The sequence below is a fragment of the Mesorhizobium sp. M0208 genome, assembly GCF_040322015.1.
Taxonomy (GTDB): domain Bacteria; phylum Pseudomonadota; class Alphaproteobacteria; order Rhizobiales; family Rhizobiaceae; genus Mesorhizobium.
Genome location: NZ_JAMYSP010000062.1, coordinates 1 through 20,269 on the forward strand (window position 1 = coordinate 1; position 20,269 = coordinate 20,269).

The 20,269-nt window shown below is 64.6% G+C and carries 19 protein-coding genes; 14 read left to right on the plus strand and 5 right to left on the minus strand.

The features are described 5' to 3' along the window. Nucleotides 1–136: 136 nt before the first annotated feature. On the minus strand, nt 137–562 hold the full coding sequence (locus NKJ17_RS31870) for an OsmC family protein (RefSeq protein WP_352691679.1): 426 nt from the start codon (nt 560–562) through the stop codon (nt 137–139). Nucleotides 563–784: 222 nt separating this feature from the next. On the opposite strand from NKJ17_RS31870, the gene NKJ17_RS31875 reads away from it, so the two are divergent. From NKJ17_RS31875 to NKJ17_RS31885, 3 genes are all read left to right on the plus strand, one after another. After that, nucleotides 785–1,021, plus strand: coding sequence for a hypothetical protein (locus NKJ17_RS31875; protein ID WP_352691680.1), 237 nt, complete (start codon nt 785–787; stop codon nt 1,019–1,021). A 2-nt stretch (nt 1,022–1,023) separates the two neighbouring features. Then, nucleotides 1,024–1,380 (plus strand): YciI family protein, encoded by a 357-nt coding sequence (locus NKJ17_RS31880; RefSeq protein ID WP_352479974.1) that lies wholly within the window; start codon nt 1,024–1,026, stop codon nt 1,378–1,380. Between the two features lie 143 nt (nt 1,381–1,523). Next, nucleotides 1,524–2,051: a hypothetical protein gene (locus NKJ17_RS31885; protein WP_352691681.1), complete on the plus strand. Its 528-nt coding sequence runs from the start codon at nt 1,524–1,526 to the stop codon at nt 2,049–2,051. A gap of 34 nt (nt 2,052–2,085) precedes the next feature. Here NKJ17_RS31885 and NKJ17_RS31890 read toward each other — a convergent pair whose 3' ends face one another. Continuing rightward, the gene (locus tag NKJ17_RS31890) at nt 2,086–3,330 is read right to left on the minus strand and encodes a ubiquinone biosynthesis hydroxylase (protein ID WP_352691702.1); all 1,245 of its coding nucleotides are present in this window, start codon (nt 3,328–3,330) and stop codon (nt 2,086–2,088) included. Between the two features lie 100 nt (nt 3,331–3,430). On the opposite strand from NKJ17_RS31890, the gene tesB reads away from it, so the two are divergent. From tesB to NKJ17_RS31920, 6 genes are all read left to right on the plus strand, one after another. After that, the gene (tesB, locus tag NKJ17_RS31895; RefSeq protein WP_352691683.1) at nt 3,431–4,306 is read left to right on the plus strand and encodes an acyl-CoA thioesterase II; all 876 of its coding nucleotides are present in this window, start codon (nt 3,431–3,433) and stop codon (nt 4,304–4,306) included. A gap of 220 nt (nt 4,307–4,526) precedes the next feature. After that, the gene (locus NKJ17_RS31900; RefSeq protein ID WP_254817816.1) at nt 4,527–4,865 is read left to right on the plus strand and encodes a P-II family nitrogen regulator; all 339 of its coding nucleotides are present in this window, start codon (nt 4,527–4,529) and stop codon (nt 4,863–4,865) included. A gap of 49 nt (nt 4,866–4,914) precedes the next feature. After that, a complete protein-coding gene (locus tag NKJ17_RS31905) occupies nt 4,915–6,237 on the plus strand; it encodes an ammonium transporter (RefSeq protein WP_254818068.1) in 1,323 nt (440 codons plus the stop codon). Nucleotides 6,238–6,578: 341 nt separating this feature from the next. Next, the gene (locus tag NKJ17_RS31910; protein WP_352691685.1) at nt 6,579–9,233 is read left to right on the plus strand and encodes an FtsK/SpoIIIE family DNA translocase; all 2,655 of its coding nucleotides are present in this window, start codon (nt 6,579–6,581) and stop codon (nt 9,231–9,233) included. A 133-nt stretch (nt 9,234–9,366) separates the two neighbouring features. Next, a complete protein-coding gene (locus NKJ17_RS31915; protein WP_352691687.1) occupies nt 9,367–10,050 on the plus strand; it encodes an outer membrane lipoprotein carrier protein LolA in 684 nt (227 codons plus the stop codon). Between the two features lie 134 nt (nt 10,051–10,184). Further along, nucleotides 10,185–10,991, plus strand: a complete 807-nt coding sequence (locus NKJ17_RS31920) for an exodeoxyribonuclease III (protein ID WP_352691689.1) — start codon at nt 10,185–10,187, stop codon at nt 10,989–10,991. A gap of 20 nt (nt 10,992–11,011) precedes the next feature. On the opposite strand, the gene NKJ17_RS31925 is transcribed toward NKJ17_RS31920, so the two are convergent. From NKJ17_RS31925 to NKJ17_RS31935, 3 genes are read right to left on the minus strand one after another with little or no spacing between them, the layout of a single operon-like run. Then, nucleotides 11,012–11,863, minus strand: a complete 852-nt coding sequence (locus tag NKJ17_RS31925; RefSeq protein WP_352691691.1) for a TIGR01459 family HAD-type hydrolase — start codon at nt 11,861–11,863, stop codon at nt 11,012–11,014. Beyond that, nucleotides 11,860–13,146, minus strand: a complete 1,287-nt coding sequence (locus NKJ17_RS31930; protein ID WP_352691693.1) for an FGGY-family carbohydrate kinase — start codon at nt 13,144–13,146, stop codon at nt 11,860–11,862. Before NKJ17_RS31930 ends, NKJ17_RS31925 begins: the two co-directional genes overlap by 4 nt. 1 nt (nt 13,147) lies before the next feature. Next, nucleotides 13,148–14,191: a class II aldolase/adducin family protein gene (locus NKJ17_RS31935; protein WP_352691695.1), complete on the minus strand. Its 1,044-nt coding sequence runs from the start codon at nt 14,189–14,191 to the stop codon at nt 13,148–13,150. 226 nt (nt 14,192–14,417) lie between these two features. Between NKJ17_RS31935 and NKJ17_RS31940 the strand changes: the two genes are divergently transcribed. The 5 genes from NKJ17_RS31940 to NKJ17_RS31960 all read left to right on the plus strand — a co-directional run bounded on the left by NKJ17_RS31940 (nt 14,418) and on the right by NKJ17_RS31960 (nt 20,140). Next, entirely contained in the window at nt 14,418–15,200 is a 783-nt protein-coding gene (locus NKJ17_RS31940; RefSeq protein ID WP_352649392.1) for a DeoR/GlpR family DNA-binding transcription regulator, read from the plus strand. Next, complete coding sequence (locus tag NKJ17_RS31945; protein WP_352691696.1) at nt 15,197–16,576, plus strand: FGGY-family carbohydrate kinase; 1,380 nt, start codon at nt 15,197–15,199, stop codon at nt 16,574–16,576. The genes NKJ17_RS31940 and NKJ17_RS31945 overlap by 4 nt, the downstream gene beginning before the upstream one ends. Beyond that, nucleotides 16,573–18,117, plus strand: coding sequence for a sugar ABC transporter ATP-binding protein (locus NKJ17_RS31950; protein WP_352691698.1), 1,545 nt, complete (start codon nt 16,573–16,575; stop codon nt 18,115–18,117). Before NKJ17_RS31945 ends, NKJ17_RS31950 begins: the two co-directional genes overlap by 4 nt. 20 nt (nt 18,118–18,137) lie before the next feature. Further along, the gene (locus NKJ17_RS31955) at nt 18,138–19,115 is read left to right on the plus strand and encodes an ABC transporter permease subunit (RefSeq protein WP_502896084.1); all 978 of its coding nucleotides are present in this window, start codon (nt 18,138–18,140) and stop codon (nt 19,113–19,115) included. Between the two features lie 86 nt (nt 19,116–19,201). Continuing rightward, complete coding sequence (locus NKJ17_RS31960; RefSeq protein ID WP_254817805.1) at nt 19,202–20,140, plus strand: ABC transporter substrate-binding protein; 939 nt, start codon at nt 19,202–19,204, stop codon at nt 20,138–20,140. Nucleotides 20,141–20,269 lie beyond the last annotated feature (129 nt).

The window sequence follows — 20,269 nt, forward strand, 5'->3', positions numbered from 1 at the left end:
CGCAAAGCGCGCCAAACTGTTCGCGATGTCCTCGCACACCTGTTCGCGATGTCCCCGGTCCAAACACCCCCTTGAGGGGGAGATGCCCGGCAGGGCAGAGGGGGGCGCGAAGGATCGCCGACGTTCGTTTGGCGGCTCACCCGAGCCTGGCGTCGAGCGACACCTTGATGGCGCCGAGCGCCTTCGAGACCGGGCATCCGCCCTTGGCTTTTTCGGCTAGTTCCTGGAATTTGGCGGCATCGATGCCCGGTACCTTGCCGATCAGCGTGATCGCGCTGCCGGTGATACCGGTGCCGGGGACCAGTGTCACCACGGCCTTGGCGTCGAGCTCGGTAGCCGGAGTGCCGTTCTCGGCAAGAAGATGCGAAAGTTGCATGGCAAAGCAGCCGGCATGGGCGGCGGCGATCAGCTCTTCCGGGTTGGTGCCGGATTTGCCGCTCTCGTCCTCGAAACGCATCTTGGCAGAATAGGGCGTGCCTTTCAGCGTCCCGCTCTGGGTATCGAGCGTGCCTTTGCCTTCCTTGAAACTGCCTTTCCAAACGGCGTTGGCGGTGCGGTCCATCAATTCCTCCTTGATTGTCGTGATTGAGCCCGTAGTCGGCGTCCGGTCGACTATAGCGCGCGCCGGAGCGAAGGCCACCCACGCTTTCGTATCGGCGGCAGCGTGACACACCATGTTCGAGCGAAAAAAATTCGAAAAAATACGCGTGCAAAAATGTCGACTTCCATCTGTCCCGGCCGTCCTGCGGGCGGCCATGGAATTGGTGGCCGGATGGAGGACCACATGAACAATCTGTTTTCTGCTCACTGGACAAGCACCAGCCACATGGCCGGTGAACAACAAGCCGACTGGTCGCGCCTGCGGCCTTCCGGCTTCGGCCGACTGCTTGCGGCGATTGCCATCATCGGCATTACGGTGTCCTTTCTGGATTATGCTGCGGGGCTCGACTATGCCGCGGCCAAAGGCCCGGCCAATGTTTCCGTAGCCTCGTCCTACGGTCCAACCCAGGAATGGAGGTAAAGATGAGATACGTTTGCCTGGTCTATGGTGAAGAAAAAGATCTCTACGCAATGACGCCTGCGAGGCTGGCCAAGCTCGACGCCGATTCGCTGGCCTATGACAGGTCGGTGGCGCAAAGCGGCCGCCTGATCATCGCGCAGGCGCTGCAATCGGTGAAGACATCGAAGACCGTGCGCCGGCGCCAGGGCAAGCGGCTGGTCACTGACGGCCCCTTCGCCGAGACCAAGGAGCAGCTGCTCGGTTTCGTCATGATCGAGGCCGGGGATCTCGACGAGGCGCTGGAGATCGCCGGCGGAATCCCGCTGGCCGAAATCGGCACGATCGAGGTGCGGGCGATCTACAACGTACCGGGGTCGTAGGGATGTCCCGATAAGATCCTTGGCAAAGTGATGGCGGCCGATGACTGGCGCAGGCTTTCGTTTTCTTCGATCGATGCAACTTTTGCGTGTTGAAGCGAAGCAATACTTCTTCTATCGTCGCCCGAGATTGGGGATCTTGGGGTATGCATATATTGATTGCTGCAATCGGCCTGCTGGGGGCAGCGGCGTTCTGGTGGTACCGGCTGAAGATCATGAACGACGCGGCGCGTGAGGTTGCCGACGTCGTTGGCCGCGTCCAGGGCAATATTCGCCGCAAGAAGCTGCGCACGCAGGCGGCGCTCTCGCCGCTGACGGCGATCGACGATCCGGTCGTCGCCGCCGCGACGCTGATCACCGCGATTGTTTCCGAGCATGGTCCTGTGCTGCCGCAACGCGAAGCCGCCATTCGATCGGTGATCTCGGAGATCGCCGACAAAAAGCAGACCGATGAAGCCGTGATCTACGCCAAATGGGCGGCATCGCAAATCGACGACGCCACGGTCGTCATCGACAAGCTGGCACCGTTCCTGCGCGAACGGCTCGACGCAGCTGAAAGGAACGATCTGCTGCGAATGGTCAGCCGTGCGGCGGAAGCTGGTGGACAAAACCTGCCGATTCCCGACCAGCGCATGCTCCGGCTGCGCCAGAAGCTAGGCTTTGAGGTCAACTGACCGAACGCCAGTAAAACGCGCGCGCTTGCCGGGCCTAGATCGCCTCGCCCTTCAACAGTTTCGGCGTGTCGCCGGACAGACCCGACGCCTGGCGGATGAAGAACCCCTTCAGCCGCGGCATGCGCTCGACAAGGCCGAGGCCGATGTCGCGCAAAGTGCGCAGCGGGCCGAAATCGTTGGAAAACAGCCGGTTCAGCACATCGGTGGTGATGCCCATCTGCACCGTGTCGAAACGCCGCCATTGCTGGTAGCGCTCAAGCACGTCCAGCGCGCCGATGTCCTGGCCGAGCCGGTCGGCCTCGACCACCACTTCGGCTAGCGCCGCCACGTCCTTGAAGCCGAGATTCAGACCCTGGCCGGCGATCGGGTGGATGCCGTGGGCGGCGTCGCCGGCCAAGGCGATGCGCGGCGCGACGAAGGCGCGCGCAATGATCAGCCCAAGCGGCCAGGCACGCGGCTTGTCGGCGATATGGATTTCGCCGAGTTTCAGGCCAAAGCGCTGCTCGAGCTCATATTCCAGGACCAGGGTGTCGCCACTGACCAGCTTGTCGGCATCGTGCGACCGTTCGACCCAGACGATCGACGAGCGGTTGGTGCCGTCCTTGCCCGGCTTGAGCGGCAGCGTGGCAAACGGGCCTGCGGGAAGGAAATGCTCTTCGGCGCGGCCGTTGTGCGGCCGCTCATGCGCCACCGTGCAGACGATGCCGGACTGGCCATACTCCCATTTCACCGTCTTGATGCCGGCCATGTCGCGCAGCTTCGAGTTGACGCCGTCGGCGGCGACCAGCAGCCGCGCCTTCAGCGTCGCGCCGTCGGCAAGATGCATGGTTATGCCGGCGCCGTTGATGTCGAAGGCGCTGACGGCGACGCCTTCGATGATGCCGATGCCGAGTTGTTCGGCGCGCCGGCGCAAGGCGCCGTTCAAATCCTTGTTGGCGACCATATGCGCAAAGGGTTCGCCGGGCGCGACCTCGCCATCGAAAGTGAGGAACACCGGGCGGACCGGATCGGATGTGCGCGAATCAGTGACGATCATTTCGGTGATCGCCTGCGCCTCCGGCGCGATCTCGTTCCAGACGCCGAGCTGGTCGAGCATGCGGCACGCGGCGGCGGCAATCGCCGAGGCGCGGCCGTCCTTCCGCCAGACCCCGGCGGGTGCTGCATCGACGACGGCAACGGCAAGGCTCGGCCGCGCCTGCTTCAGCGATACGGCGGCGGCCAGGCCGACATAGCCGGCGCCGGCGACAAGAACGTCGAGCGAATTCTTGCTGTCCACCATCGCAATTCCTTTCGCAGCCTGACCGTCGCCGGGCTTTCCGCCCTTGACTGCCCGCTGTTCCTGTCGGAAACCGCCATGGTAATTTTGCGGCGAGGTCAAGATGACGGCAGCCATGGACGAGCTTCTCGGCATTCTCGACCTCGAGCAGCTGGAACACAACCTGTATCGTGGTCGCAGCCCCAAGCTCGACTGGCAGCGCATCTTCGGCGGCCAGACCATCGCCCAGGCGCTGGTCGCCGCGCAGCGAACGGTCGAGCCCGAGCGCCATGTGCACTCGCTGCATGGCTATTTCATGCGGCCGGGCGACACCAAGGTGCCGATCATCTACGAGGTCGACCGCATCCGCGACGGCGGCTCCTTCACCACGCGCCGCGTCGTCGCGATCCAGCACGGCCAGGCGATCTTTTCGCTGGAAGCCTCGTTCCAGCAGGATGAGGTCGGCCTGGAACATCAGGTGCCGATGCCGCAGGACGTGCCGGCGCCCGACACGTTGCTGTCGCAACGTGAGTTGCTGGGCAAGTTCGGCGAAGCGGTGCCCGAGGGCATCAAGCGCTATTGGGAGCGCGACCGGCCGATCGAGATGAAGCCGGTAATGCTGAAGCATTATACCAGCCGGGAAAAGCTCGAGCCGAAGCAGAACATCTGGATCCGCACCACCGGCCCGGTGCCGGCCGACCGCGCCACGCAGGCGGCCGTGCTCGCTTACCTCTCCGACATGACTCTGCTCGACACCTCGACCTTTGCCCATGGCCGCGCCATTTTCGATCGCGATATCCAGGCAGCCAGCCTCGACCATGCCATGTGGTTCCACCGCAGCCACCCGCTCGACGACTGGATGCTGTACACGCAAGACAGCCCGTCGACGCAAGGATCGCGCGGTTTTACCCGCGGCTCGCTGTTTGCCCGCGACGGCACGTTGATCGCATCGGTTGCCCAAGAAGGACTCATCCGGCTGAAGCGACCGCCTGCGGAGTAGGCATTTTTCGAAATTTGCCTATTTTTTAATCATATGCACTGCCGCGACTGTGAACAGGCAGTCGGCAAACCTTCCCGATTTCGTTGTTTAACAACAGCTTAACACCCTGCTTCGGCAATTGGCACGGAGCTTGAATCCTAGCGGGCACTCTCCGGCTCTCATGGGGATCGGCGAAGTCGTGCAAAACGCGGGGACCCGCAACAGCAAAGGGTGAAACCTTATGAAGATCGTGATGGCAATCATAAAGCCGTTCAAGCTCGACGAGGTGCGCGAGGCGCTCACCGCGGTCGGCATCCAGGGCCTGACCGTCACCGAAGTAAAAGGCTACGGACGCCAGAAGGGGCACACGGAAATCTATCGCGGGGCGGAATACGCGGTCAGCTTCCTGCCGAAGATCAAGATCGAAGTCGCGGTCGCCGTCGACATGGTCGACAGGGCGGTCGAAGCCATCACCGCGGCGGCCAAGACCGGCCAGATCGGCGACGGCAAGATCTTCGTTTTCGGCATCGACCAGGCGGTGCGCATTCGCACCGGCGAAACAGACACCGACGCGCTTTGAGCCGCCGATACGTATTCCAATGGAGAGTTCAATGAATATTCCTTCCACCTTGAAGATAACGGGACGCGCGGCCGTTTTGGGCTCGCTCGCTCTCGCTGCACTGGGCACGGTTGCTGCGTTCGCGCAGGAAGCGGCACCGGCAGCACCGGCTGCCCCAGCGCCCGCGCTCGACACCGGCAACACCGCCTGGATGCTGACCTCGACGGCGCTGGTGCTGATGATGACCATACCGGGCCTGGCGCTGTTTTATGGCGGCATGGTGCGCAAGAAGAACGTGCTCGCCACGATCATGCAGAGCTTTGCCATCACCTGCCTGGTGACGGTGCTGTGGTTCATGTTCGGCTATTCGCTGGCCTTCTCGGATGGTGGCGGCATGAATGCCTATCTCGGCGGCTTCTCGAAGTTCTTCCACAACGGCATCACCACCTCGTCGCTGTGGCTGCCGGGCGTGGCGAACATCCCTGAGTTCGTCTTCTCGATGTTCCAGATGACCTTCGCCATCATCACACCGGCGCTGATTGCCGGCGCCTTCGCCGAACGCATGAAGTTCTCGGCGCTGCTCATCTTCATGGGGGCGTGGCTGCTGGTGGTCTATGCCCCGATCGCGCACTGGGTGTGGGGCGGCGGCTTCCTCGGCACAGCCGGCGTTCTCGATTTCGCCGGCGGCACGGTCGTTCACATCAATGCCGGTGTTGCCGGCCTGGTCTGCGCGCTGGTTCTCGGCAAGCGTGAAGGCTACGGCACAACCAACATGGCGCCGCACAACCTGGTCTACTCCGTAATCGGTGCTTCGCTGCTGTGGGTCGGCTGGTTCGGCTTTAACGCCGGTTCGGAACTGGCCGCCGACGGCCTTGCCGGTGCCGCGATGCTGAACACCCAGGTTGCCGCTGCCGCTGCGGCGCTCGCCTGGATGTTCGCCGAATGGATCGTCGCCAAGAAGCCGAGCGTTCTCGGGATCATCTCGGGCGCCGTCGCTGGCCTGGTCGCGGTGACGCCGGCTTCCGGCTTCGTCAACCCGACCGGCGCCTTCATCGTCGGCATCGTCGCGGGCGTGCTGTGCTACGTCTCGGCCGTCAAGCTCAAGCACGCGTTCGGCTATGACGACTCGCTCGATGCATTCGGCGTGCACGGCATCGGCGGTATCATCGGTGCATTGCTGACCGGCGTGCTCGCCGATCCGGCGATCAACAGCCTCGGCTCGGGCGCCTCTGTCGGCAAGCAGCTCTACGGTATCGTCTTCACCATCCTGTGGACGGCGATCGCGAGCTTCGTGATCCTCTACATCGTCAAGGCGCTGGTCGGCCTGCGTCCTTCCACCCAGGAAGAGGTCGAAGGCCTCGACATCAGCCAGCACGGCGAAGTGGTGGCGTAAAGGCATTGGCGGGCATCGGCGTTTTGCCGGTGCCGGGAAGATCCCGTCGTGACGCTCCCGAAAGGACTCACGCCTTGAGGCCCGGAAACCTTCCGGGCCTCTTTTTTGCGCGCGGATGGCCGTGATGGCTCGATCGCGGTCGCTTGATCAAGGTGCTCGATCCGCCGGCGGCGTGAAACATCGGCCGCAGCGGCTCCGAACTGTGGTGGCGGTGGCCCGTTCCGGTGACGCAGAATGCCCATGGTTAATGCGCCCTTAACCTTCCCGCCGCTAGTCTGACAGCCGAATCTGCCGTGTTGCGCGTCCGCGCCCCGGCCGGGCAACGACAGACGAGGAAGAGCATGCGTTCAGGGGCTTCAGCACCGCTTGCGCTGGCCGATACCGGGCACGGCATCCGGGCGTTCGCGAGGCGCCAGGTCGGGCGGCTGGTCGGTGCCGGGCTGTTTGCTCTGGTTGGCTTCGGCGTCGCCGCCCTTGCCACCTGGAACGTCGCCGATCCGAGCTTTTCGCATGCCACTGATAATACCGTCACCAATGCAATGGGTTATGCGGGCGCCGTCTTTTCCGACATCGCCATGCAGTTCTTCGGACTTGCGGCGGTTGCGGCGTTGGTGCCGGCGGTGATCTGGGGGTTTCTGCTGTTTACCGCGCGCGGCGTCGACAGGCTGCCGAAACGGGCGCTCGCCTGGTTCGGGTTTTCGCTGCTTGGCGCGGCAATCGCCGGCTGCGTGGTGCCGCCCAAGACCTGGCCGCTGCCGACCGGCCTCGGCGGCGTATTCGGCGATATGGTGCTCAATATCCCAGGCCTCATCATCGGCGGCTATCCGACCGGCCTCGTCGCCAGCGTGCTCGCCGTGCTCCTGGCAGCCCCGGCGCTGTGGGTATTCTTGTATGGCTCGGCGCTGATTTCGCGCAAGAACGGCTTTGCCGTCCTCGAACAGCCTGCCGTGCCCGATCCGCAGGACGACCTGCTTTTCGACAATGACGAGGACGAGGGCGACGAAGGCATATTGGCACTTGGCGCCATCACCCACTGGTGGCTGTCGCTGCGGGCCTATCTGCGCCGCCGCGCCGCGCGCCGGCGCGAGCGCGACGATTTCGAACCGGAGATGGAACCGCGCCCCAGCGCCTGGCGACGGGCGGCCGAACGGGTCGAATCGGCCGAGTTCGCCGAGGCGCGGATGAGCCCGGGCGGGCGCGCCCGCGTCGAGCCGGAATTCTTCGCCGCCATGGTCAACGACCGCAGTGCCTCGATCGACCCCGACGATGCCGACGTCTTCGATAACGACGACAATGACGACATGGATTTCGCGCCCGAGCCGGCCGGCCAGCGCCGCGCCGCGCCGACGGCAAAGGTGCAGAACTTCCGCTCCGACGCGGCGACGCGCGTCGAGGCGCCGGCGCCGCGGCCGGCACCAGGCGCCCGCGTCCAGCGCGAGGCGCAGGCGTCGCTGATCGGCTCGGAGAAATTCGAGATGCCGTCGCTGCATTTCCTGTCGGAACCGAAGAACGTGGTGCGCGACGCAAGCCTGTCCAAGGACGCGCTGGAGCAGAACGCCCGCCTGCTCGAGGGCGTGCTGGAGGATTTCGGCGTCAAGGGCGAAATCATCCATGTGCGTCCGGGTCCGGTCGTCACGCTCTACGAGCTGGAACCCGCGCCGGGCATCAAATCGTCGCGGGTCATCGGCCTGTCCGACGACATCGCCCGCTCGATGAGCGCCATCGCCTGCCGTGTCGCCGTGGTGCCGGGCCGCAATGCCATCGGCATCGAATTGCCGAACGCCAGGCGCGAGACCGTCTATCTGCGCGAGATCATGGCCAGCCGCGATTTCGAGACCACCAAGGCCAAGCTGGCGCTGGCGCTGGGCAAGACCATCAATGGCGAGGCGGTGATCGTCGACATCGCCAAAATGCCGCACGTGCTGGTCGCCGGCACCACCGGCTCGGGCAAGTCCGTCGCCATCAACACCATGATCCTGTCGCTGCTCTATCGGCTGACGCCGCAGGACTGCCGGCTGATCATGATCGATCCAAAGATGCTGGAACTCTCGGTCTATGACGGCATTCCGCATCTTCTGACGCCGGTGGTCACCGATCCGAAGAAGGCGGTGGTGGCGCTGAAATGGACCGTGCGCGAGATGGAGGACCGCTACCGCAAGATGTCGAAGGTGGGCGTGCGCAACATCGACGGTTTCAACGCGCGCGTGCAGCAGGCCGAGAAAAAGGGCGAAAGGATCTCCCGCACCGTGCAGACCGGCTTCGACCGCCAGACCGGCGAAGCGATCTACGAGACGGAGAACCTCGACCTCGAGCCGATGCCCTACATCGTCGTCATCATCGACGAGATGGCCGATTTGATGATGGTCGCCGGCAAGGACATCGAAGGCGCGGTGCAGCGCCTGGCGCAGATGGCGCGCGCCGCCGGCATCCATGTCATTATGGCAACGCAGCGGCCGTCGGTCGACGTCATCACCGGCACCATCAAGGCGAATTTCCCGACCCGTATCTCGTTCCAGGTGACATCGAAGATCGACAGCCGCACCATCCTGGGCGAGCAGGGCGCCGAACAGCTGCTCGGCATGGGCGACATGCTCTACATGGCCGGCGGCGGCCGCATCCAGCGCGTGCACGGTCCCTTCGTCTCCGACGACGAGGTGGAGAAGATCGTCGCGCATCTGAAGCTGCAGGGCGTGCCGGAATATCTCGACGCTATCACCGAGGACGACGACAAGGATGACGACGAGCCGACGGGCAAAGGCAGTGGCGGCGGAGACGGCGGCAATTTCGAGGATTCCGACGATCCCTACGACCAGGCGGTTGCGGTGGTGCTGCGCGACGGCAAGGCCTCGACCAGCTACATCCAGCGCCGGCTCGGCATCGGCTACAACCGCGCCGCCTCGATCATTGAGAGGATGGAGAAGGAAGGCATTGTCGGCCCGGCCAACCATGCCGGAAAACGCGAAATCCTGGTGCCGACGGAGGACGACAAGTTCTAGAGCGCATCCGCGCCGGCAACTTTGAACCTTTTGGCGCGTTGCAACGATGAGCGCCGTGCGGCCCGCCAAACTTAAGCCCAACTGGGGGGCCAGACCAATATAACGAGCAAGCAATCAGATGATGGTGACCGGCATGAAAAACGCAACTCTCGCCCCAAAAAGGGTTTTTGCCCCAACCCGCCGGCAGGTGCTCGGCCTCGGTCTGGTCCTGGCCGGTGCGGCGGCCGCCAATGTCGTGCCCGGCTTCCAGCTGCTGGCGTCGGCGCAAGCAGCGGTTCCGGCGACGGCGCAGAAGATCGCCGATCATTTCTCCTCGGTCAAATCGATGAGCGGCGAGTTCGTGCAGTTCGGGCCCAAGGGCGAGCAGACCGGCGGCAAGTTCTTTCTGGAACGGCCGGGCAAGATCCGCTTCAATTATGACGGCGCCTCGAACTTCAGGGTGATTTCCGACGGCAAGTCGGTGGTCATCCTCAACAAGAAACTGCGGACCTCCGACCTCTATCCGCTGTCGAAGACGCCGCTGAAGCTGCTGCTCGACGACAAGATCGATCTCTCGGGCGGACGCGTCAGAAGCGTCAAGGAAGAAAACGATCTCACCACCATCCAGCTTGCCGACAAATCAGTGTTCGGCAATTCGAAGATCACCATGATGTTCGATCCGAAATCCTATGAATTGCGGCAGTGGACCATCACCGATGCGCAAGGCAAGGACACAACGGTGATGATCTTCAACACCAAGGAGGGCGTCAGCTTCGCCCCCGACACCTTCGCCATCGATTATACGGCGAACCGCGAGCTGAACACCAAGACGCGGTAACTTTCTACTGCTGCGGGATGGCTTTTGCGCGTTGGTGCGGGCGGCTTGTTTTTGCGGTGCGCGGCTGGCAGTAGTTTCCGCGATTGACTTCCGTCGGAGCCATCCGGCGGATCTTGCGTTGTCCGGAACCCCACATGCCGTTTTCCGTCGCTACCTGGAACATCAACTCCGTTCGGCTGCGCATGCCGATCGTCGAGCGCCTGCTGGTCGAGCAGGCGCCGGACGTGCTCTGCCTGCAGGAAACCAAGGTTCCGGACGAATTGTTTCCGGAGAAGGCGTTCCGCAAGCTCGGCTACGAGCACATCGCCTTCCATGGCCAGAAGGGCTATCACGGCGTTGCGACCATAGCGCGCCGGCCGATCGAGGTGGTCGAAAAGCGCCGCTTCTGCGAGATCGACGACAGCCGGCATCTGTCGGTCACCGTCAAGGCCGGCGGCAAAACGATCCTGCTGCACAATTTCTACGTTCCGGCCGGCGGCGATGCGCCCGACCCGGCCGTCAACCGAAAGTTCAAGCACAAGCTCGATTTCGTTGCCGAGATGAACGCCGTGCGGGCCGAGCATGACGAACACTCCGGCTCGATCCTGGTCGGCGACCTCAACATCGCGCCGCTCGAGCACGATGTCTGGTCGCACAAGCAACTCCTCAACGTCGTCAGCCATACGCCGGTCGAGACGGAAAATTTCGAGGCGATGCGGCTCTCCGGCGACTGGGTCGACCTGATGCGGCTCAATGTGCCTTACGAGGAGAAACTCTACACCTGGTGGAGCTATCGCGCCCAGGATTGGCAGGCCTCAAATCGTGGCCGCCGCCTCGACCATATCTGGTCGTCGCCAAACCTGGTGCCGCATTTTGCCGGCTACGAAATCCTGCGGCCGGCACGCGGCTGGGAACGGCCCTCGGACCACGTGCCGGTGATCGGGCGTTTCAACCTCGATTAGCTTTGTCTCGCCTTAACAACTCAACGAAACCTGAAGCTATCCGCGATGTAGTCGGGACGGGCGTTGAGCGCGGCGAAAACGTCGTCCAGGTCAGGCGCCCCCGCCAATATGCCCGACAGGACCAGCGTCGTCGCGATACCGACGCCGTTGCCGCCGGCGATGTCGTGCTCGACGCTGTCGCCGACGCAGACCACGCTGGCGCGCTCCGGGTGACCCACCAGTGCCAGCGCTGCCTCGAATATCTGCGGATTGGGCTTGCCGATGCGCGCCACGCTGCCGCCGAGGCTCTCATAGAGATCGGCGAGCCGGCCGGCGCCGAAGCGAGGGCCGACGGCAGTCAGCATGATCTTGTCGGGATTGGTGCAGAAGCATGGCACCCGGCGCGCCGCCGCCGGACCAAGAAGCCGGCGATAATGGTCGAGGTCGTAGCGATCGCCCTCGCTGGCGGAAATCAGCACCAGTTCTGCATCGTCGCCGTCCTTGGCCAGGACGAAGGGCAGGCCGTCGACAGCCGAACGGTCATTGTCGCGGCGGATCAGCAGGCATTTTGTCTGCGGGCGCAGGGCTCCGGATGCCGCCATTTGATGGAAGGAGCGCCACGCCACCTCGCCGGAGGAGACAAAGTGATCCCAGCTTCCCGGTTCGAAGCCGAGCTTCAATAGGCGGCGCTCATTGGGTTGCGCCCGCTTGCCGGAATTCGAGATCAGCACGATGGTCTTGCCGGCGCGCTTGAGTGCCGACAAGGCCTCGACAGCGCCTGGATAGGCGCTGGTGCCGTCGTGCAGCACACCAAATTGGTCGAGCAGGAATACCTGATAGCGCTCGGCCAGCGCGGCGATGCCGTCGAGGTGTTGAATTGCCTTGGCCGTCATAAAAGCCTCGCTGCGCTAGCGCCCATCAGCGCCAGCCGCGCCGTGCCGGCGGCGGCCTCCTCCGAAAGAGCCGGCACGAGAGCGACGCCAAGCTTGCGCTGCCGGATTGCCGTCCAGGCCGGATTGGCCGCTCCGCCGCCGACGCTCCTGACCGATGTCAGCCGGGGTGCGCCGAGTTCGGCAAGCCGGCGATAGCCGAGCGCTTCGATCGCCGCAATACCCTCGAGCATCGCTTTCAGATAATCGGCGTCGTCGGCGGGCCGCGGCTCGAGGCGCGGCGGCAGCGCCGGATCGGCTATGGGGAAGCGTTCGCCCGGCGCCGGCAGCGGGTAATAGTCGAGACCGGTCTCGGTCGCCGGGTCGATTTTTTTGCTGAGTTCGACAATGCGGGCGACGGGGAAATGCTGGGCCAGAACCTTGCCGCCGGAGTTCGAGGCGCCGCCCGCCAGATAGGTGTCACCCAGCCGATGGCTGTAGATGCCGAATTGCGGCGCCGAGATCGGCCGGTCGGAGAGAATCTTGATGGTCAGCGATGAGCCGAGCGCAGTGACGCCGTCGCCCGCCGCCGTCGCGCCGGTTGCCAGGAACGACGCACAGCCATCGGTGGTGCCGGCGACCACGACCACATCACGCGGCAGGCCGAACATTTTCGCGGCGCTGGCGGTGAGCGTACCCGTGACATCGCCCGGCCGCACGACGCCAGGCAGCAATTCCATGCGCATTCCGGTGGCCGCGATCCAGTCCGGCCAGCGGCGGGTTTCGACATCGTAGCCGGTTTTCAATGCGTTGTTTTCGTCGCTGCCATCGAAGCGGCCGGAGAACTGTCCGGCGATCCAGTCGGCCTGGTGCAGCACAGCGGCGACGCCGGGCAGGTGCTGGAAAGACAATGCCTTGGCGAGACCGGACGTCGCCCCAAGGGCAGCGCTCGTTGCCGGTGCTGCGCCGGCTATTTCACTCAGAATTGTGTGGTCAGCGACCTTGTCGTTGTACATCAGCGGTTCGGCCAGCGGCCGCCCGGCGCCGTCGACCGGCAGCAGCGTACCCGACGTACCGTCGACGGCGATCGAGCGCACTGCCGCGCGATCGATACATTTGAGCAGTTCCGCCAACGTCGCGCCGACCGCCTCCCACCAGATGGCGGGGTCGCGGCCGTTCGGCCCAAATCGCTCGAGGGCAATAGCGTAATGCGCGGCAATGGAAAAGTCCGGGCGCATGGCGACGGCGCGCGCGCCGGATGTACCGATGTCGATGCCGATGGCAAGCGGGCCAGACGAACGCGGCATGTCAGCTGCCTCCCGCATTGAGTTTCTGGCGATATTTTTCGGCGTCCCAGTTGATCAGTTCGTCATTCTCTGCCGCTGTCAGATAATTAAGCTTCGCTGCGACATCGACCCGCGCGGTCACATCGGCGAGGCAGCGCTGCATGGCGTCGGCACCGGCGCCCGCGTCGCCGCGCATCAACACGCCGAGGCCGGGAAACAGGATCGCCGCGGGTGCGGCGCCGCAGCGCTCGATGACGCGCTTCACACCCTCGGCCGGCCTCGCCACGACCGAGCCCTTGCCGAGAAAGATGACGTGGTCGGGGTAGAGGCTGCCGCCCGAAGCCATGCGGCAGCTTTCGGGGTCGATCGCCACCGCGTGCGCCTCGACATCCGCCGGCAATCTGTAGTCGCTGTCGCCGGCGCGCGCCATCAATGCCGCGGTGTCCGGCTCAGCCACCTGGCGCGGCGGCCGTGCCAACAGCCGGGTTACGCGGCGCAGCAGCATGCCTGCCTCAGCGACAGTGTCGGCTGCAACGACCAGGCCGTGGTTGCCGAGGATCAGTATGTCCACGCCTGGCCGCAGGCGCTCGGCGATGCCCTGGGCGAGCGGCAGTCCCGGCCGGCGATAGGGAACATATGCCCATTGGTGGCCGTCGAGCCGCCTGGCGGCCTCGGCCTCGCAGTCGGCCTGCACGGCCAGCGAAATGGTCTCGACACAGTGGACATGCAGAACGATGCGCTGCGGCATCAGCGCATGTACGGTGGTCTCGATCGAGGGGCGCAAGCCGCGCGGATTGAGGGCGCCGACAGCGAAGGCCTGTGGCTGTTCGGCGGTCGGGTCGCGTCGTTCGATGGCGTCGAGCAATGGCGGAATGCTGACCGGCACCATGATGTCCGCGGTGAGCGCGTCCTTCAGCCAGGTGCCGGAGGCCTTGATCCAGAGCGTGCCACCGGCTTTTAGCGAGGTGTTGCCGCCGGCGGCCTGGGTCAGATGCGGGTCGCTGCCAATCTCGGCGGAAAGCGACCGCAGCGCTGCCAATTCCTGCGCATCCGCACTGATCGTCATCGAAATTCCTCCACAAACCGGCCGCGTGGCCACGGCTTTGGACGCCCTGTTGCCGGGACGAAGACCGACGCTGGTATCGCAGATGCGAGTAAGTTACGTCAACAGTGATGTTATCGCGTCAAATCAGGCTTGCAATCCGAGGGCCGTTGAGTAAGTTGCACCAATTGCCGTGCAAAATGGCATGCCGTGCAGTGGCTTGGGAGGCAAGCACATTGGGAGGTAACGGTTGAGCGACTCCGGCCGCCAGCGTCAGATCGTCGAGCTTTTGCGGGACCGGCCTTTCGCATCGGTGCGCGAGCTGCAGGAGCGGCTTGGCGTGTCGGCGGCGACGGTGCGGCGCGACATCGACAAGATCGATGAGGCCGGCGAAGCGCGCAAGGTCTATGGCGGCATCTCGGCGCTCGATGGCGCTTCGCAAGCCGGCGTCGCCTATGCCAGGCCCTATGACGAGAACCGCGACCTCGCCGTCGAGGCCAAGCGGCAGATCGCCGCTCTCGCCGCCACCATGGTGCGCGACGGCGACGCGGTCATCGTGCATGGCGGTTCGACCTGCTTCCATCTCGGCGTCAAGCTCGCCGACCGCAATATCCGGCTTTACACCAACTCGATGCCGCTCGCGGCCTATCTCAGCGATCACGGCCATTGCAGTCTGACCGTTGCCGGCGGCGACCTTTACCGCGAGCCGGGCATCATCCATTCGCTGACGCAGACGGTGCCGTTCTACGCCTCGAAGTTTTTTCTCGGCGCGCAAGGCATCGGCCAGGAAGGCCTTCTGGAATCGCACCCGCTGCTGGTCCGCTCGATCGTCGAGCTCAGCCTCTGCGCCGACCAGATCGTCGTGCTGGCCGACAGCCGAAAACTGTCGATCCACGCGCGCAATGTGGCGCTGCCGCTGTCGCGGATCGGCACGCTGGTCACCGATGACGGCCTGTCCGAGACAGATGCCCGCATGCTCGAAGATGCCGGCGTCACGGTGAGGATCGCCGCTTCCTCGGGAGGCGCCCAGTGAACATCGCGGTCCTCGATTTCGGCAAGACCAATTCGAAGCTGTTCGTCTTCGGCCAGAACGGACAGATCCTAGACGAGCGCCGCACCCAGCCGAGCTGGATCCGCAAAGGCGGCTTCAGCGTGCTCGACGAGGCAACGCTGCACGACTGGGCGGCTCGCGCCATTGATGACGCCGTCGATACGCATGGCGTGGAAGGGCTGATGGTATCCGGCCATGGCTGCACCTTCGCGTTGATCGACGAAGCCGAGCTGACGCATCCGATCCTCGATTACGAGCAGGAACCGCCAGCTGAAATCGCCGCGCAGATCGACCGCCGCATTCCAGATTTTGCCGAGACCTTTTCACCGCGCCTGCCGCTTGGCTTCAACTACGGCCGCCACATGTTGTGGCTGAAGGAGGTGGAGCCCGGTGCCTTCGCCACAGCGACGTCGATCCTCGGCTACCCCCAATATTGGAGCTGGCGATTTGGCGGCCGGCCGGTGTCGGAGGTCTCCTATCTCGGCTGCCATTCGCATCTATGGGCGCCGCGCAAACGCGATTTCAGCTCGCTGGTCGATGCCGAGGGCTGGCGCGGCCAGATGCCCGCCTTCGAGCGTGCCGGCGCGGTGATCGGCGAGCAGCGCTTCAGCCGGGCCGCCAAGCCGGTCGCCGTCCACAACGGCGTCCATGACAGCAATGCTGCGCTCCATGCCTACCGCCGACAGCAGCTCGGGCCGGTGACCGTGGTCTCGACCGGCACCTGGGTGGTCGTGCTCAATCCCGACTGTCCGCTCGATGCACTCGATGGCGAGCGCGACATGCTGGTCAATGTCGATGTCGACGGCGGCCCGGTGCCGACCATCCGCTTCATGGGCGGCCGCGAATTCGCCACGATCAGCGCCGGCTGGCAGGGCGCAATCGCGCCGTCATCGGTACAACGGGTGATCGACGCCGGCATCATGGCGCTGCCGAGCTTCGCGCCCGGCGGCCCGATGCCGCACCGCCGCGGCGAACTGGTCGGGCGTACGCCCAATGCCGAGGAACGCGCGGCCGTGGCGCTGCTCTACGTCGCGCTGATGCTCGATCTGTGCCTCGAGCTGATCCATTCGGACAATACGGTGATCGTCGATGGCGGCCTGAACAATGGCGGGCTGCTTGCCGCGCTGCTGGCGCAATTGCGGCCCGGGCAGGCCTTCCTGCAGGGCGCAACGCTGGAGGGCAGCGCCACCGGTGCTGCCGCACTTGCCTTTGAAAGCGTCGGACGCGAGTTTGCCACCGAGGCGCCGGAGGCGGTGCATGCGGCAAGCTTCAGCGGCCTTGCCGGCTACCGCAACGACTGGCGCGGCCTTGCCGCCGACCGGGGCGTGGCCATGGCAGCCTCGGGAGGGGCACGATGAGCGCCGCCGCTCGGATCGAGACGGTGCGCCAGCCGGTGCTGGAGATGCGCCACATCTCGAAGACGTTCGGGGCGATCCGCGCCTTGCATGATGTGTCGCTGACCGTTCACGCCGGCGAGTTGCACGCGTTGATGGGCGAGAACGGTGCCGGCAAGTCGACGCTGATGAAGGTGCTGTCCGGCGCCTACCGGCCGGACCCCGGCGGCGAAATCCTGATCGACGGCGTACCGGCCGCCACCGGCGACCCGATCAAGGCGCGCGCCGCCGGCATTGCGGTCATCTATCAGGAGCTGTCGCTGGCGCCCAATCTGTCGGTGGCGCAGAACATCTTCCTCGGCAACGAGCCAAGACGGTTCGGCATCGTCGACCGCGAGCAGTGCAACCGGCGCGCCAGCGAGATCATCGCGCGGCTCGGCGTGGCCTTTTCGGCGCGCACCCCGGTCACCAGCCTGTCGCTCGGCGAGCGCCAGCTGGTGGAAATCGCCCGGGCGCTGTCGACCAATGCGCGCATTATCGTCATGGACGAGCCGACCACGTCGCTGACCTCGCGTGAGACCGACCGGCTGTTCGAGGTGATCGCGACGCTGAAGTCGCAAGGCATCGCCATCATCTACATCAGCCACCGCATGGAAGAGGTCTACCAGCTCGCCGACCGCGTCAGCGTGCTGCGCGACAGCGGCTATGTCGGCACGCTCGACCGCGCCGACCTGAACGCCTCGCGCCTGGTATCGATGATGGTCGGGCGCGATCTGTCGACCTTCTACAAGAAGGATCACCGCCCGCCGGACAGCAAGCGCGCCGTCGCGCTGTCGGTGCGCGGCATGTCGGACGGCAATCTCATAAAGAATTGTTCCTTCGACCTCCACAAAGGCGAGGTGCTGGCACTGGCCGGCCTGGTCGGCTCGGGCCGGACCGAACTGGCACGGCTGATCTTCGGCGCCGACAGGCACATCTCGGGCACGCTGGAGCTCGGCGGCAAACCGATATCCATCGGTTCGCCGAGCGAGGCGCTCGATGCCGGCATCGCCTACCTGACCGAGGACCGCAAGCAACTTGGCCTGTTTCTCGACATGTCGATCTCCGACAACATCAGCATGGGCGTGCTGGCAAAGGACGCGAAGGCCGGCGGTCTGCGCGACTTCGCGGCTGCCGAAAAGCGCGCCGCCAAGGCGGTGTCAGACCTCTCCATCCGCACCAGCTCGGTGCAGGCCAATGCCGGCTTGCTGTCGGGCGGCAACCAGCAGAAGGTGCTGCTCGGCCGCCTGCTGGAAACCGAGCCGCAGGTCGTCATCCTCGACGAGCCGACCCGCGGCGTCGATGTCGGGGCGAAGTCGGAAATCTACCGGCTGATCGACAACCTGGCCAAGAAAGGCATCGCCATCCTGATGATCTCCAGCGAACTGCCGGAGGTGATCGGCATCGCCGACCGCGTGCTGGTGATGCGCGACGGCACCATTGCCGGCGAGGTGACGGCCTCGGAAGGCGAGCCGCTGCGGCAGGAAGCGATCATTGAACTTGCAACGGGAGCGGCTCAGCGATGACCGACAAGGTGGCCGACACGATGAAAGCGGACGACCGGGCGATCGGCAGAGGTACGAGGTGGCGCACCGCCATCGCCGCACTCGGCATGCTGCCGATCCTGATTCTGCTGGCGGTCGGCTTCCAGTTCATCAACCCGCGCTTTTTCACCCAAACCAATCTGCTGATCGTCATGCAGCAATCGTCGATCAACATCGTGCTGGCAGCCGGCATGACCTTCGTCATCCTGACCGGCGGCATCGACCTGTCCGTCGGCTCGATCCTTGCCGCCTCGGCGATGGTGGCGGTGATGGTGTCGCTGGTGCCCGATTGGGGACTGCTGGGCGTGCCGGCGGCCATTCTCGTCGGGCTCGGCTTCGGCATCATCAACGGGCTGCTGATCGCCTATATCAAGCTGCCGCCTTTCATCGTCACGCTGGGGTCGCTGACCGCCGTGCGCGGCGTCGCCCGCCTGCTTGGCCAGGACACTACGGTGTTCAACGCGGACCTGCCGTTCGACTTCATCGGCAACGGTTCGCTGTTCGGCATTCCGTGGCTGGTAATCATCGCGCTGGCGGTGGTGGTGCTGTCCTGGCTGGTGCTCAAGCGCACCGTGCTCGGCACCTGGATCTACGCCGTCGGTGGTAACGCCGAGGCCGCCAGGCTGACCGGCATCAAAGTGCCGCTGGTGCTGCTCTTCGTCTATGGCGTTTCCGGCCTTCTGGCCGGGCTTGGCGGCGCTATGTCGGCGGCCCGGCTCTATGCCGCCAACGGGCTGCAGCTCGGCCAGTCCTACGAACTCGACGCCATTGCCGCGGTCATCCTCGGCGGCACCAGTTTCGTCGGCGGCGTCGGCTCGATCTGGGGCACGCTGATCGGCGGCCTGATCATCGCCGTGCTGTCCAACGGGCTCATCCTCGCCGGCGTTTCGGACATCTGGCAGTACATCATCAAGGGATTGGTCATCATCGTGGCGGTCGCCCTCGACCGTTACCGGCTCCAGGCAGGAGCAAGAACGTGATGGCCCTTAGTCGCCGGCATCCAACGAGCCGGTTTCATGTGTAACGCACCGTGAGAGGCGCGGGGCATCAGGAGGAAAATAAAACAATGAAGACCATCGCTAAACTGCTCTGCGGCGTAGCCTTTGCGGCCGCCGTCATCGCGCCGGCATCAGCCAAGGACCTGAACAAGGTCGGCATCTCGGTCGGCCTGCTCGGCAACCCGTTCTTCGTCGCCACCATCAAGGGCATCGAGGACGCGGCCAAGAAGATCAATCCGAATGTGCAGGTGACCTCGGTATCGGCCGACTACGACCTCAACAAGCAGGTTTCGCAGGTCGATTCCTTCATCGCCGCCGGCGTCGACGTCATCATGCTCAACGCCGTCGATGCCAAGGCGATCGCGCCGGCGGTCAAGAAGGCACAGGCGGCCGGCATCGTCGTTGCCGCCTTCGACGTTTCGGCGCCGGGCGCCGACGTCACCGTGATGACCAACAACGTCAAGGCCGGCGAAGAGGCGTGCCAGTATCTGGTCGATCATACCGGCGGCAAGGGCGACTACGTCATCCTCAACGGCCCGGCCTCGTCATCGATCCTGGAGCGGGTCAAGGGCTGCAAGGACGTGCTGGCAAAACACCCCGACATCAAGATCCTTTCCGACGACCAGAACGCCGAAGGCTCGCGTGACGGCGGCTTGAAAGTGTTCCAGTCGCTGCTGACCCGTTTCGACAAGATCGACGCGGTCTTCGCCATCAACGATCCGACGGCGATCGGCGCCCAGCTTGCGGCCAAGCAGCTCAACCGCTCGGAGTTCATCTTCACCGCGGTCGACGGCGCGCCCGATATCGAGAAGGAACTCGCTTCCGGCACGTCGATGATCAAAGCCTCGGCCTCGCAGGATCCCTATGTGATGGCCGGCCAGTCGCTGACGATGGCGGCTGACCTGCTTGCCGGCAAGAAGCCGGCCGAGCCGACGGTACTGCTCGACCCGAAGCTGATCACGGCCGACAATTTGAAGGATTACAAGGGCTGGACCGCAGCTCGCTAAGCCTCCCAAGCCTGGTGGGGGCGGGGGGGCCCGGCGCCCCGGGTTTTTGGGGGGAAGGGTTTGGCAACCCCCCGTTTTGGATTGGGGCGGGACACCGGGGAATGCCCGCGCCACAAAAGTGGCGGCGCG